Origin of the sequence: Paenibacillus sp. B1-35 (genome assembly GCF_050474385.1) — a bacterium.
Taxonomy (GTDB): domain Bacteria; phylum Bacillota; class Bacilli; order Paenibacillales; family Paenibacillaceae; genus Paenibacillus_B; species Paenibacillus_B alvei.
In genome coordinates, this window is record NZ_JBCHVJ010000001.1 from 1,310,525 (window position 1) to 1,325,075 (window position 14,551).

14 protein-coding genes and 1 other annotated feature are annotated in these 14,551 nt (G+C 46.3%); of the genes, 2 read left to right on the top strand and 12 right to left on the bottom strand.

Features of this window, described 5'->3' with window-relative positions; translation table 11 throughout:
- Window positions 1-46: 46 nt before the first annotated feature.
- The 3 genes from ACQ5BJ_RS05595 to ACQ5BJ_RS05605 are packed head-to-tail and all read right to left on the bottom strand — an operon-like array spanning window position 47 to window position 1,845.
- Window positions 47-880, bottom strand: coding sequence for a metallophosphoesterase (locus tag ACQ5BJ_RS05595; protein ID WP_262866610.1), 834 nt, complete (start codon window positions 878-880; stop codon window positions 47-49).
- Window positions 881-883: 3 nt separating this feature from the next.
- Window positions 884-1,255: a hypothetical protein gene (locus ACQ5BJ_RS05600; RefSeq protein WP_005546862.1), complete on the bottom strand. Its 372-nt coding sequence runs from the start codon at window positions 1,253-1,255 to the stop codon at window positions 884-886.
- Window positions 1,252-1,845: a type II CAAX endopeptidase family protein gene (locus ACQ5BJ_RS05605; RefSeq protein ID WP_005546860.1), complete on the bottom strand. Its 594-nt coding sequence runs from the start codon at window positions 1,843-1,845 to the stop codon at window positions 1,252-1,254. The genes ACQ5BJ_RS05600 and ACQ5BJ_RS05605 overlap by 4 nt, the downstream gene beginning before the upstream one ends.
- Window positions 1,846-2,029: 184 nt before the next feature.
- On the opposite strand from ACQ5BJ_RS05605, the gene ACQ5BJ_RS05610 reads away from it, so the two are divergent.
- Window positions 2,030-2,605, top strand: coding sequence for a tetratricopeptide repeat protein (locus tag ACQ5BJ_RS05610; protein ID WP_005546858.1), 576 nt, complete (start codon window positions 2,030-2,032; stop codon window positions 2,603-2,605).
- Window positions 2,606-2,697: 92 nt separating this feature from the next.
- Window positions 2,698-2,939 (top strand) — a binding site (T-box leader).
- Window positions 2,940-3,075: 136 nt separating this feature from the next.
- On the top strand, window positions 3,076-4,662 hold the full coding sequence (gene serA / locus ACQ5BJ_RS05615) for a phosphoglycerate dehydrogenase (RefSeq protein ID WP_005546854.1): 1,587 nt from the start codon (window positions 3,076-3,078) through the stop codon (window positions 4,660-4,662).
- 156 nt (window positions 4,663-4,818) lie between these two features.
- On the opposite strand, the gene ACQ5BJ_RS05620 is transcribed toward serA, so the two are convergent.
- From ACQ5BJ_RS05620 to ACQ5BJ_RS05660, 9 genes are all read right to left on the bottom strand, one after another.
- Window positions 4,819-6,243 (bottom strand): sensor histidine kinase, encoded by a 1,425-nt coding sequence (locus tag ACQ5BJ_RS05620; RefSeq protein ID WP_262866609.1) that lies wholly within the window; start codon window positions 6,241-6,243, stop codon window positions 4,819-4,821.
- A 1-nt stretch (window position 6,244) separates the two neighbouring features.
- Entirely contained in the window at window positions 6,245-6,961 is a 717-nt protein-coding gene (locus ACQ5BJ_RS05625) for a response regulator transcription factor (protein WP_040735941.1), read from the bottom strand.
- Window positions 6,962-7,187: 226 nt separating this feature from the next.
- The gene (ccsA, locus tag ACQ5BJ_RS05630) at window positions 7,188-8,447 is read right to left on the bottom strand and encodes a cytochrome c biogenesis protein CcsA (RefSeq protein ID WP_005546848.1); all 1,260 of its coding nucleotides are present in this window, start codon (window positions 8,445-8,447) and stop codon (window positions 7,188-7,190) included.
- Window positions 8,444-10,126, bottom strand: a complete 1,683-nt coding sequence (gene resB / locus ACQ5BJ_RS05635) for a cytochrome c biogenesis protein ResB (RefSeq protein WP_430109028.1) — start codon at window positions 10,124-10,126, stop codon at window positions 8,444-8,446. Before resB ends, ccsA begins: the two co-directional genes overlap by 4 nt.
- 26 nt (window positions 10,127-10,152) lie before the next feature.
- A complete protein-coding gene (locus tag ACQ5BJ_RS05640) occupies window positions 10,153-10,680 on the bottom strand; it encodes a redoxin domain-containing protein (protein ID WP_238555818.1) in 528 nt (175 codons plus the stop codon).
- A 211-nt stretch (window positions 10,681-10,891) separates the two neighbouring features.
- Window positions 10,892-11,638 carry a pseudouridine synthase gene (locus tag ACQ5BJ_RS05645; RefSeq protein ID WP_163978120.1) on the bottom strand — a complete coding sequence of 249 codons (747 nt, stop codon included), beginning with the start codon at window positions 11,636-11,638 and terminating at the stop codon, window positions 10,892-10,894.
- A 107-nt stretch (window positions 11,639-11,745) separates the two neighbouring features.
- Entirely contained in the window at window positions 11,746-12,291 is a 546-nt protein-coding gene (locus tag ACQ5BJ_RS05650) for a spore maturation protein (protein ID WP_163978119.1), read from the bottom strand.
- 71 nt (window positions 12,292-12,362) lie between these two features.
- Complete coding sequence (locus ACQ5BJ_RS05655) at window positions 12,363-13,025, bottom strand: nucleoside recognition domain-containing protein (RefSeq protein WP_268599747.1); 663 nt, start codon at window positions 13,023-13,025, stop codon at window positions 12,363-12,365.
- A gap of 27 nt (window positions 13,026-13,052) precedes the next feature.
- A complete protein-coding gene (locus ACQ5BJ_RS05660) occupies window positions 13,053-14,489 on the bottom strand; it encodes a D-alanyl-D-alanine carboxypeptidase family protein (protein WP_268640016.1) in 1,437 nt (478 codons plus the stop codon).
- Window positions 14,490-14,551 lie beyond the last annotated feature (62 nt).

Below are 14,551 nucleotides of genomic sequence, written 5' to 3' on the forward strand. Positions count from 1 at the left end.
TCAATTGTAGTGTGAGCCCATCTGTAACGAACCATGCGGTAAAAAATCAGGAAATGCGGCCATCAATGCCCGAACGGAGTGTAATAAAATGCGCTTCAGGTTTGCAAAATAAACGGAGTGGGATATGTGATGTTCCAAACCCTTTTGTAATAAACAAAGCCGTAGAGCCTTTTAGTCCTGTAAATGTATGCCAGCCAGATAAATATTTGCGGTAAAATTTCGAGGTGCGCAGCGGCCCGTATCCAGGCAGATAAATTTGACCGCCATGCGTATGCCCTGACAATACGAGATCAATCCCTTGCAGCTCAGCCTTCCGCAAAGCCAGCGGATCATGAGTCAGAACAATTGTACACGCAGGTTCTTGCTGTGGCTCATTCATGGCAAGCTTCACATTCGTTCGTTTGGAGCTGTAGTCGTCCCAGCCTACAAGCCATATAAAATGCCCGTGCTGCTCTAGCCGAATTGCCTCATTATCCAGCAGCTTGACACCTAATTGGTTCAATTTATCATCAAGCTCACGAACATTTGCCTTGTAATCATGATTGCCATGTACAGCAGCCACTGGCCCTAGGCGGCGCAGCCTCTCCATATTCTCGACACTGTACGCAAGCGGCGCTCCAAACTCAGTTATATCCCCGCCGACCAGTACCATTGCCGCCTGTGAGTGGCGTTGGATCTGCGCGATATGGCTCTCCGTTAACCGCCTTCTGTGGAAGTCGCTAATAAAAAACAAGCGGACCCCGTCGAAAGACGACGGCAACCGCTTCAGTACCACTTCTTCTTCTGTAATTGTAAACCCCCGTGCTTCCCATAACATATAGACAACAAGCCCCCCGGCTGCTGCCAGCAAGCCTGCAATGACAGTGTAAGCAATCAACATGGATTACCCCTCCAGCCCCAGCTTATGGCGACCCCATAATAGTAGTCCAATTAACAAGCCTACAAATAACAAAAATAGAATATTATAAAACCACTTTGTTAGTCTTACATAACTTGACGGAAATAACTTTTTTCTTGAAGGCAGCGATCGATCATCAAGCTCTTCCTCTTGCATGGCAATATTTTCAGCAAGATTGAGCAATCGTTCTTCCGTCATTGCTTGATTGCTGCCTGTATGTTGTTGCTCGGTATGTGTATCTTTCTTCGATGAATTTTCTCTCAATGAACGTAAAGCATCTAGTGCCGGGCTATGTAGGTCTGGCTCTTGCTTGCGAGAGAACCCTCGAAATAAAGGGTGTGGGTGATTCTCGCTCATACTTCCCTCCGAAATCGTATAATGAGTCCCATAATGAGATCAATGATAAAGTGTGCTAGTATTGGAGCCCATAAGGTTCCTGTCCACTCATAAATAGTACCCAAAGCAAAGCTAATTAGAAACACCATTCCAGTTGGTAACCAATGGCGCAAATACCGTACGTGGATAGCTGCGAAAATAATACTCGTCCAATATGCGCCAAATGCATGCTGTATCGCCCCACGAAAGAGCATTTCCTCACATATACCCACTATAAACGAGATCACAATGATATGCCATACCGGACGTGAGCGGAAAAGCTTCTCATTCACTCCCCCATCATCCGTCATATCTTCTGGCACAAATCTAGAAACCGCGATGTCGACAATAATCACAAGAGCAGCCAACCCCGCTCCCAGCCACACCCATGTTAAATCGCCCGTCTGGATAATAAGCAACGAGAAAGGATTTCTCCCTTGCAGCCAAATCCATACCACACCAAGAATCAACGTAATTGCTTGCGTTACATACAAATTTAAGAGTAGCACCTTATCATCTAACTGTTGGATGTCTACTTGTCGAGATTTGAAATCATTCCATTTCTGTTTCATTACATCCCTGCCTAACGAGTTAGCAATCCTTATTATAACGCTCAATAGAAGCATCATATCAGATAAAAGATGGTTCATTCAAGTTAGGAATCACGCAGCATCAACAATTACAACGATTGCATTGCCAATTGGGTCAACACCTTGTAGAATGAATGCACTTCACGAAGAAGGGGGAGTCCATTTTTTGTCAATATTTACACCTTACAACTGTACCTTTTACTTCGATGACAAGCTGAGAGAAGTTCCGCACTCCGCTTCTGATATGCGCAAAGCCATCGTTTATGTAAAGGAGAAATTGCAAGCATCTGCTCAAAATCAAGAGGACTTGGGAAAACAATACGGAATGATTGGTGTCTACAGCCGAATAGTCGGAAATTATAAGGACAGCATAACCTATTTGAATTCCGCCATCGCCATCCATTCGTCAAACAACAACGCCAAGCAGGTGTGGATTAACAAATTACGCCTTGCCCATACCTATCAATGGATGAAGGACTTTCACACATCCAACCATATGTTCCACAAACTCCTAGAACAAGCGAATATACATGATCAACACTTTGGAATGCTTGACTTTCTTTATCAGCATTGTGGCAAAAATCAATATGATCAATCGAATTACGAAGCAGCACTCCAATGGTTCGAAAAAGCACTCGAAATCCGAACAAAATCCAAAGAGGATGAACTGATTCATTCTTCTCGAATCGCAATACAGGCTTGTAAAAATCATTTGTTAAAAGGATCTGCCGAAAAACCATAAACCGTACATTTTTTATATATGAAACGATTATGTTCGTAAAAATATCTATTGACACCCTAGCATTTGCATGGTACATTAAGTAAAATTTCATGAGTCAAACGGTGAAGGAAACGAACATTCAGTGAAGCCTGCAGAGAGCCGATGGTCGGTGCGAATCGGTGGCGGATTGTCTTGTTCCAGCGTTCCGGAGTTGTTGCGTCGAACCCTGATGGCAGTAGGCGTAACCGAATCGAACCCGTTAACGTTCGACGTCTGGCATAGACGTGTAAGGCTGCTTATGCGAATAAGCAGCGAATTAGGGTGGCACCGCGAAGATGGAACTCTCGTCCCTTACTACGGTCGTAGTATGTGGATGAGAGTTTTTTGCTATATTCCAAGGTACATAACAAGTCCATATCTCATCGGTATTAAGATAACGGTTTTTGCCGTTTCTAATAAATGATATAGCCATGCTCAGGAGGGAGAATTCCATGTTCAAAGTATTAGTGTCCGACCCGATTAGCGACTTCGGGATTCAGAAGCTTGTTGATGCACAAGACATTATAGTCGCAAAGCAAACAGGATTGTCGGAGGATGAACTGATCAATATTATCGCTGATTATGATGCTCTGCTCGTTCGCAGCCAGACTCGTGTCACAGCACGCGTCATGGAGGCTGGCAAGAAGCTTAAAGTTGTGGGCCGCGCCGGAGTTGGCGTTGACAATATTGATCTGCAGGCAGCTACCCAACGCGGAATTATCGTTATCAACGCCCCTGATGGCAATACCATCACAACGTGTGAGCATGCTTTTGCCATGATGATGGCATTATGCCGTCATATCCCGCAGGCTTACACAAAGACAATCAATGGAGTGTGGGATCGCAAGACATTCCTTGGGGTTGAGCTGATGAACAAAACTCTTGGCGTGCTTGGTATGGGCCGTATCGGCAGCGAGGTTGCTAAGAGAGCGAAGGCATTTGGAATGGAAATCATCGGATACGATCCCTTCATGACAGAAGATCGAGCAGAAAAGTTAGGGGTCAAACTCGGCACTGTTGATGAGATTATTCGCACAGCTGATTTCCTGACGGTTCATACGCCGTTGACATCTGAAACGAAGCATATGATTGCTCGTCCACAATTCGAGGTCATGAAACGCGGCATGCGCATTATTAACTGTGCACGCGGTGGAATTATTGATGAAATGGCACTTGTAGAGGCAATCGATGAAGGCATTGTGGCAGGCGCCGCATTTGACGTATTTGAGGTAGAACCTCCACAGCCTGACCATCCGTTCTTGAGTCATCCTAAAATCATCGTAACGCCGCATCTCGGTGCCTCCACTGTTGAGGCGCAGGAAAATGTTGCTGTCGATGTTTCAGAGCAAGTGCTGCGCATTTTGCGCAATGAGCCGTTCAAAAATGCGGTGAATATGCCGCCAGTTGCTCCGGCAGTTTTAAAAAAGATCCAGCCTTACTTCACACTCGCCGAGAAACTCGGACAATTTGTTTCTCAAATGACAAAGAGCCCCATTCTAGAAATCCTTGTGAGCTACTCTGGCGAGCTGGCTGAGGTCGATACCCAAACGATAACCAGACATATTGTCAAAGGTGTTCTCACGCAGCATCTTGGCACTGATGTGAACATTGTCAACTCTGTGCATCTTGCTAAAACGCGTGATATCAATATTATCATTCAGCAATCTCACGTAGCGAAGGGATTTACAAATCTGTTATCTGTTACATTGAGAACCAATACAGAAGAGCGCTTGGTGGCTGGTACGTTATTGAACGGTTATGGCGAACGAATCGTACAAATCGACAAGTACCCTGTAGACCTCTCTCCAGAGGGACATCTGCTCCTCATTTCACACGATGATAAGCCTGGTGTTATCGGAATAGTAGGTACACTGCTTGGAACGAACGATATTAATATCGCCACCATGCAAGTTGGTCGTAAAATTGTCGGAGGCTCAGCCATTATGGTGCTTTCCGTCGACAAAGCCATTCCAAAAGAGGTAATTGCGAAGCTGAAAGAATCTGCAGATATTAAAAAAGCCAAGGAAATCGTATTATAATCCGAATTATCCTATGAATCGAGGAGAACAGTTCGAATTGTTCCACGACCATCAAGATTAATCGGAAAATTGTGCCCTCGTCTGACATATCTTCCAGTACTCATTCTACAAAAAAACACCCAATTGCACACAAGTTGCGCAATTGGGTGTTTTGTGTCAGTTCGTGGACTTAACGGGCTGAACAGGCAGTGCAATAGAAAACGTTGTTCCTTTCCCTAATGTACTGTCTACTCGGATGTGTCCCTGATGTGCCTCAATAATATTTTTTACTATGGCAAGACCTAGTCCCGTACCGCCTGAAGGACCGCGCTTGCGCGCTTTATCTGCCTTATAGAATCGTTCAAATACATAGGGTACATCCTCTGACGGTATGCCCTGTCCATGATCTTCTATATGAATCCACAGCCACTCATTGTCCGTACGTTCCGTCCGAATATGTATCGGCTGGCCTTCGGATGAGTGACGAAGCGCGTTATCCAGCAGATTCGTCAGCACTTGCTCAAGCCGATCCTCATCAGCTTCAGGAAGAACAGAATCCATCGCTTCAAGCTGCACTTCGATCGGAATATTGCGCTCCTTAGCCAACACAGCAAACTTCCGATACACTCGTGATGCAAGTTCATGTACATCGGTTTGAGCTTTGTGCATTGGTAAATGTCCAGCCTCCATACGGGCTAGATCCAATAGATCCTTGACCAGTCTGCCCATTCGCAATGACTCGTCATGGATAACCTGCACAAGCTCCCTGCGCTCTTCAGGTGAGGTTGCAATATCATCCAACAACGCTTCACTATAGCCCTGAAGCATCGATAGCGGCGTGCGAATTTCATGGGATACATTTGCCACAAAATCTTTGCGCAGCTTCTCAAGCTGCACTTCTTCGGTTACATCCCGCAATACTGCAACTGCACCACGAACACGGCTGTCTGCGTGCAATGGCCCCATTACAACAGACCATACCTGCTGCTTCACATGAACACGAGTCGTTACCTCCCGAGCCTCCGAGATCACCGTATGAAATATAGGTCTCAACGGCTCCGGCACTCCTGATGCTTCTGCCGTTTCCTCTTCGAGCGCCCAGTCCATTCCGTTCCAGCGGCTCATAACCGATTCTCCGTGCGGATTCGCAAGCAGCACCTGCCCTGCTGCATCAAAGGTAATAACAGCGTCAGTCATGCTTCGCAAAATGCTGGCTAAGTGTTCCTTCTCATGCTGCAAATCTAATATAGTGGAGTTCAGCTCTTCCGCCATATGGTTGAACGTGCGAGACAACTCCCCTATTTCATCAGAGGAACGAAGTGTCACACGTGTAGAATAATCGCCTTGACGGATCGTATCGGCTGCCTGTTTCAGCTTCCGAAGCGGCTGCGTAATTTTCGTGAAAAGGAAGAACGCAAAAAAGGTTGTTAGTGAAAATCCGATTATGGCTGTGTACACAAACAACTGCTTAATATCGTTTGGATGGGCGAAATTGCTATCAATATAATGCAGCAAATACAACCCTAAAATGATGAGAACAAATGCAACAAGACCAATAATGGTCATCCACAGCTTCCCAACAATACTTCTCCAGAATTTCACGTTATTTTGGCACCTCGAGCTTGTAACCTACACCCCATACCGTAGTGATCATAGTCGCTGCTTCCGGTGATACCTTGTTCAGCTTCTCACGCAGCCGCTTCACATGCGTATCCACGGTGCGAAGATCACCAAAGAATTCATAATTCCATACATCCTTCAGCAGTTCTTCTCTAGAGAACACCTTGTCCGGTGATACTGCCAAGTAATGCAGCAGCTCATATTCCTTCGGCGTCAAGCTGATTTCCTGACCTCCTGCTGTTACACGATGAGCATCATGTTCAATGACGAGATGAGGAAATACAATGTTGTTGCTTGCTTTCGGATCGTTTGTCAAAAAAGCTGTCGCCGATGAACGTCGCAGCACTGCCTTCACTCGGTAAATAACCTCGCGTGGGCTGAATGGCTTGACAACATAGTCGTCTGCACCAACTTCGAAGCCCTGTACCCGGTTAATCTCTTCCCCCTTAGCTGTCAGCATAATAACAGGTGTAGCCTTGACTTGTCTCAAACGCGTACACACTTCAACGCCATCGATCCCTGGCAGCATTACATCCAGAAGAATGAGATCATATTCTTCACTGACAGCCATTCGGAGCGCCGCTTCTCCGTCCTCTGCTTCTTCAATTTCAAAACCTTCTTTTTCAAGGTACATTTTCAACAGTCGGCGAATCCGTTCTTCATCATCGACGATCAAGATTCGATTCACTTGCTCGGACATGTGTGACTCCCCTTTCACCATAAAAGAAAACCCCCAGCGAAGCCAAATGCGGCTGCAATTGACGAGGTTCATAGTTCTAGCTGTAATATAAGCAGGCAACACGAAGGATACCCCTTTCGTAGTTGCCTTCATACTTGGCTCTATTATAGCAAAAATGTGAACGACTGGGGTACACCTAGTTCAGCAATCCCAGCCGTTTCTAAATTTTTGCCCATTATTAACGCAATTACACGCCCGAGTAGGAGTGGAGCCCCGATATAACAAGGTTTACGCCTACGAGTGTAAACATGACAATGATAAATCCGATTACGGACATCCAAGAAGATTTGGTTCCTTGCCAGCTGCGTGCAAGACGCAAATGCAAATATGCGCTGTAGGCAAGCCATGTGACAAGCGCCCATACCTCCTTAGGATCCCAACCCCAAAATCTCGACCACGCAACCTGAGCCCATATCATTGCGAAAATAAGAGCACCTAATGTAAAGATCGGGAACCCGATAGCAATTGATCGGTAGCTGATTTCATCAACGGTCTCAGGATCAATCCCATTAAATAAAGGCTGAAGCGCCTTTGCGATTGGCTTGCGAAGCAGCAAACGGATCAAGCCGTATAAGATCAAGCCTGCAATGACGGACCACACGACCGTATTCAGCTTGCGGCCAGCTTGAACTCCCTTCATCCATCCCGGCGCCTCCATTAATGGAAGCTTCATCCCCAAGAAGGAAGGAACAGATTTCAACGTAGCTTCATCGCTCATATGCGGAGCAATCAGCGGCGGCATCGTATACGTGACCATTTCAAGCCCTGTTTCTATCTCACCGCCAGTTTTCACCGTTTCTACCTTTTGACCAATAACAACCTCATAGTTAGCAGCCCGGAAGCTGTACACTACAACGATAAAGCCAATGAATACTACGATGCAGCCCATCGTGAATTCGAGCCAGCGCTGCGGCTTCCGAGAGCTGCCTTCTTCCCAGCGAACTGTACGCAGCAAATAGAGAAGTCCTGCAACGAATGCTACGGCGAAGAACGCATAGCTTAAAGCCGACATCGTAACATGGAGCTTCAACCACACTGAGTTCAACTGTGGAATGAGCGGCTGCACCTCACTAGGAAAGACCGACGCATATGCCATCATTAAAAATGCCAGTGGTACTGCAAGCAAACCCAAAACGGTACTGCGATAAATCAGATATACAACAATAAATGCGCCGATAATCATCATCGACAAAAATGACATGAATTCATACATATTGCTAACAGGGATATGTCCAGCGTACGCCCAGCGACATCCAAAATAAACGATCTGGCTTATAAAGCCGAGTATCGTTACGCCAAACGAAATTGCCCCCCATCTCCGTTCAAAGCGAACCGGATCACGAGTCTTCATCTTACGGCCGGCAACAGTCACGACGTACAAAATAAAGGAAAGACAAAACAAGAAAAACGCAATAATATATGCGTCCTGACTCCATTGCAAAGTCACGCCTTATTCCCCCCACGATCGATCGATTTGGCATCTACTTCTATATGAACAGCTGCAAGTGCATTCGCTACTTCATTACGGATCCCATACCAGTTTTTGTTCGTGTGGGCACCGAGAAGTAAGCGCTTATCGTCAATTCGTAGCCATATGCGGCGATGCTGCCAGTAGAAGCCCATAACTAGACCGATCATGCTGATACCAGCCCCAATCCAGATGAGTGGCAGTGCCGTCTCCTTGCGAACAGTCATATAACTGATTGAATTTGTATAGATGACATCCTCCATGGATTCCAATCCGATCCGAAAATGCGGAATCGAGTCTGCCCCTAAGCTTTCTCTCAGCTTGGCATTGATATCATCCTGATGGAACTGATCCTTATCCTTAGGCAATGCGAAATACAAATAAGGCACGCCTTCGCTTGGCAGACTAGGCCCCTTAATCAGGAAGCTAAATGCAGGAGCGTTCGGATTTTGCGATTTTGTAGTCAATTCTCCATTTTTGCCGATTGCGAAATCCAAATACTTGCCAGTCAGCTTCAATGTATAGGATCCTACCTGAAATTCCGTAGGCGTATTTTGCACTCGAAGTTCAAATTTACCATATACCTCGCCTGTATCCTCATTGCTCAACACCGGATTGACCGCAACAAGACGCGATTCAAAATCAGACTGATAAACCATAAGCCCTTCGTACTCAAGCGGCGAATTCAACTGTATGTTGTGCTGGGCTACCTTTTCCAGTATGGGTTCAATGCGAGGATCACCGCATTTGTCCACACATTTGAACAGCGTTGCCTTTGTCTCGAACAACTTCGGGATGATACGCCCTTCCTTAATGAACTGTTCCGGCATATCTTCCTCGCCATAATATTCAACTGTAAATTTATCATTACGCAAATAATAGGGAGTTCCGGGTATTTCACGAGCTTCTCCTTGCGGGAAACCATCATAATAATCGTAATGCCAGCCCGGGATGCTGCGTGCAAGTATGGCAAGCAAGAAAAGAATAAGGCCAATATGATTAATGTACGGACCCCAGCGGCTGAAGCGATTTTTCTCGGCCAGCAGCGCGACATCGTCCTTTATGACTCGATAGCCTTTCTTTTTTAAGACGACAGTTATCTGATCCAGCCAAGCTTCGGATTCCTTTTCTATGTTTCCTTCATAGACAATTCGTTGTCTGGAAATAAATTGCACATGCTTGCGTATCTTCTGCCGGTGCAAGGCACGGTATAGCGGAAGCACACGGTCTATACTGCAAATGACCAGCGAAGCACCGATCATAACTAGCAATGTAATGAACCACCAGGATTCGTATGTATGCGACAAACCAAGCATATAATAAATTTGGCCCAATGTGCCGTACGTGCTCTTATAATATTGTGTAGGATCGATGCTGAGAAATGAGCTTTCCTGTGGGTATATGGTGCCAAGAGATGCACCAACTAATGTAATGACGATAAGTATAACCGCCACTTTGACGGAGGAAAAGAAATTCCAAATGCGATCAATCCAAGACGGGCTCGCCTTCTGTGACTTTCGTGCCACCCCGTCATATCGCATTTCCAGTACGGAATCTGTCTCATCCCCCTCATATAGCGGCTTGCCGCAGGCCTCACAGAGTACAGTTCCGACTGCATTCTGATGGCCGCATTCGCACTTTGTGTTCTCAAACCGCACAGCCTAGTCCTCCTCCTCTTCAAGCCCTATTCCTTCGCCATTTGCTCTAAATAGGTCTCTAGCTGGCTTGTAGTGACTTCTCCGGTATGAATAGCATGGACTTTACCATCTGGCTTAATAAAGAACGTCGTAGGCAATGGCCGAACACCGAACGCTTTGGTTACATTCTTTTTCGTATCGAGCAACATCGTGAAGTGAACTTTTACCGCCTTCATATAATTGTCCACAACAATGGCATCTTCCCCATAGTTAATGCCAACGACCTCTACATTGCGATCCTTCCAATCATCTGCCGCCTTTTGCAATGTCGGCATTTCCCGTTCACACGGTTCACACCAGGAGCCCCAGAAGTTCAGAATGAGGAATTTCCCCTTGTAATCACTGAGTTGTACCGTATCTCCATTCAATGCATGAAGGGACAAATCTGGTATTCGGCTCCCCACCTCAGGATATGTAGGCTTGCTGTACGCATTGCTGATTGCAATCCCGCCAAGTATCACAATGACGGCTAATATGAGAACCTGGACTGTTTTGTTTCTTTTGCCCAATATCATCGCCCCTTCTTGATATGGTTCAATCGTTAGATTGAACTCTCGCTTTCTATGACATATTTCACATCCAGACAGCATAAATGCAACAATTGCATTACACCATCAACGACTATTATAATTCATAGAATAGCGGACATATCTTCCTCAATATGAAAATTATGTGTCACGATACAGGGCAGGGCTGCAATAAGATACGCAAAGCGGTCAATCGTTATTACGTACGCATAGTACGGTTGGACTTCATCTCCATACGGAGTTCATTCACTTCCGATTTCGTCAACACACGATGCTTTCCGCGGGCAATTCCTTGAAGTGTAATATTGCCGAATTTCACCCGCTTCAGCTTGGTAACTGGGTGGCCAATTGCCTCGAACATGCGGCGAACCTGACGATTTCGTCCTTCGTGGATCGTTACACTGATTGTTGCAATATTGCGTTCCAGATCAACGTCATGGTACTCGACGGCCGCAGGCTGTGTGAAGCCGTCTTCAAGTTTAATCCCTTTTTTCAGTTGTTCCAGCTTGTCCCCATGCGGAACACCCTTGACTGTTGCATGATACGTCTTCTCCACATGATGACGAGGATGCATGAGCATATTTGCCAATTCACCATCATTCGTCAGCAGCAGCAACCCTTCTGTGTCGTAATCAAGACGTCCGATTGGATATACACGCGCACCTACGCCCTTCATAAAATCCATGACCGTCTTACGCCCCTCAGGATCAGAAGTACTTGTGATGACACCCTTCGGTTTATGGAAAGCCAGCACTATTTTATCGGACGCTACCGATATTGCTTTACCGTTAACGGTAATGACATCTACTGAAGGGTCGGCCTTCACACCCAATGTTGTCACAACCTCGTCATTCACTTGCACCTTACCTGCTTTAATAAGCTCCTCACACTTTCGACGCGAAGCGACGCCCGCGTTCGCCAAAATCTTCTGTAAACGTTCTTCCATGAATGTCTGTCACCTCAAACTATTATTTACCTGGATGAAGATAAAAGCCCGCGAACCAAGAAGGCGCGAGCTTGTCATTAACTTACATTATTCAAGCTAATATGATATTACCCTGTTATGAAGCCAAATACAAGAAAACAGACGACAATTGCTGCAATAAATCCAACTAAATCAGAGAATAATCCAACTTTAAGCGCATACCGGCCTTTTTTTATCCCTATAGCGCCAAAGTAAACGGTCAATACATAGATCGTTGTATCTGTACTGCCCTGTATCGTCGAAGCGATGCGTCCAATCATCGAATCAGGCCCATACATTTTAATCAGATCCGTCGTGAAGGCCAGTGAACCAGCGCCTGTAATCGGCCTCAAAAAAGCGAGCGGCATAACTTCACCGGGAATACCGACCCAATCAAGCAGCGGACGAAGCATACTAACCATCCAATCCATCGCACCTGATGCACGAAATACGCTGATTGCAACCATCATGCCAACTAAAGTAGGTATAATGTTGATTGAGGTTTGAAAGCCGTCCTTCGCTCCTTCAACAAACGTTTCATAGACGGGAACACGGCGAAAATAAGCATACAGCGGGATAAAAACAATAATAGCCGGTATGGCCCACGCGGATAAAGCTGAAACGAATGCATACATAACCGGACCATCCTTTCTATTTCAATGGAGTTGGAAGTATGGTCATGATGCAAAGTTGATATTGAAATGCATTAACTGACTGCAGTATGAGTCTCCGATCCTTGTGCCCCAGCAGACGGACTTGCGTCTGACTTAAATTGATGTGGCGGCGGCCGCTTCGCATCCCTTCTTCGATACCAGCGATCCGCGAAGATTGCCGCGAATGTAGCCACGATAGTCGCCAGCAGCGTTGTCCCTACAATTTCAGCGGGATTAGCTGAGTTGAAGTTCATTCTTATTGCTATTAAAGTAGTTGGAATTAGCGTAATACTTGACGTATTAATGGCCAGCAATGTGCACATCGCTGGAGTCGCCGTATCCTTACTTGGATTCAGCTTCTGTAATTCCTGCATAGCTCGTATCCCCATCGGTGTTGCAGCATTTCCTAGCCCAAGCAGATTCGCGCTCATATTCGACATAATAAAGCCAAGGGCGGGATGATTGCGCGGTACATCAGGGAACAAGTACCTTACGATTGGACCGAGAGCCTTGGCAAGCCGTTTCAGCAAGCCTGCATCCTCAGCAATCCGCATCATTCCCAACCAGAACACCATCACACTGATGAGTCCGAAGCTGACTGATACCCCCGTCTTGGCGCCTTCGAACACCGCCTCCGTCACGGCCTCAATCCGCCCTTGTGCTGCAGCTGCGATGAAGCCTACGAGCAGCATGAACATCCATATTGCATTTACAATAACAACCGTCTCCCTTCCCATGAGCCATCAAGCTGCACCGAATAAAGATCCGGTGACACGCTTCAACACCATCATCCACTTGTACAACAGGTTTCCTCCACTATCTGTGCTCAGCACTGCAGATGAATGTTTCGCTTCTCCAGACTGGCTTGATGCTGACGGATCTGGATTCATTTTGCGAACATTCACACTTGCTACAGCCTTATTATCCAGATACATCATCAAACGGCCTTGATGACCTAATTTCCCTTCGAGACTTCCGCTAACCGGAACCATTAACTTGGCAGATACCCTTGATTGCTCTCCCGTCTTAAGCGGATACGTAAGCGATGCCGCTGCCTGAAAAGGATGCCCATCAATTGGTTGGCCCTGCTCAACAATCTTTGATTGTGGATACGCGCGGAACCCGTAATTAAGCATATTTTTATGGTCTTCCCAGTCTCTTGAGTCATTCAAGGTAACCGCTACTAACTGTTGACCATTTCGTGTGGCAGAACTAACAAGACATCGCAGCGCGCCTTTTGTGTATCCCGTCTTCACACCATCTGCCCCTTCATACAAATGAAGCATTTTATTTTTATTTCCCCATACGTAATCCCATTTGTCGATGGAATTTGGTGCTTTCTTGGTACGGGTGCGTACAATTTCACGGAAGGTTGGGTTATGCAGCGCATAAGCAGTAATACGTGCTAGATCATTAGCCGTCGTATAATGGCCTTTTTCATCCAACCCATGCGGATTACGGAATTGAGTATGTTCCAGTCCGAGAAGCTTCGCCTTCTCATTCATTAAATGGACGAAGCCTTCCTCCGATCCTCCGACATGTTCGGCAATTGCAACAGCTGCGTCATTGCCTGATCGGAGCATAAGACCGTAAAGCAAGTGGTTCAAACTCATTTCTTCTCCTAGTCTTAAATAAATCGAAGACCCTTCCTTGCCAACAGCTCGTGAAGTAGCCTTCACCATATCCTCCAGCCGCCCATGTTCAATTGCTACAATTGCCGTCATCACTTTCGTCGTACTTGCCATTGGGAGTTCCTTATCACCATTATGGCTATAAAGCATTCTGCCTGATGCTACATCTATTAAGGCAGCTGCTCTAGCCGATGTATGTGGGGACGAGATTCGTGCTGTACCGGCTTCATTAGGCTGCTGTTGGACTTGCAGCGGGACAGACCACTCCTGTACAGCTTCGCGCTGTGGGCGTGAAGCGTTGCTGTCCAATGAAGGATCAGCTATTGCCATGCGTCCGTAGGACTTGTATGACAGAACCGCCCCCAATAAAACACACAGCACAATCATTTTACCAACTTGTCCTACGTATGGAAGCTTGCTCATGCGTTCCTCCTTTATCTGCATACCGGTCAAGTTGTTCCATATGTATGCTTGTTCGAGACCGAGTATGTCCATCACTTCGTCTATTGCAAGCAATCTCATCTGCTCTGAACGAAAAAATAGCGTCAAGCTCCCGTTGACCGTAAGCGCCATTCCTCGGCAAAAACGGCAGCAACATTCAAGCCTGACGC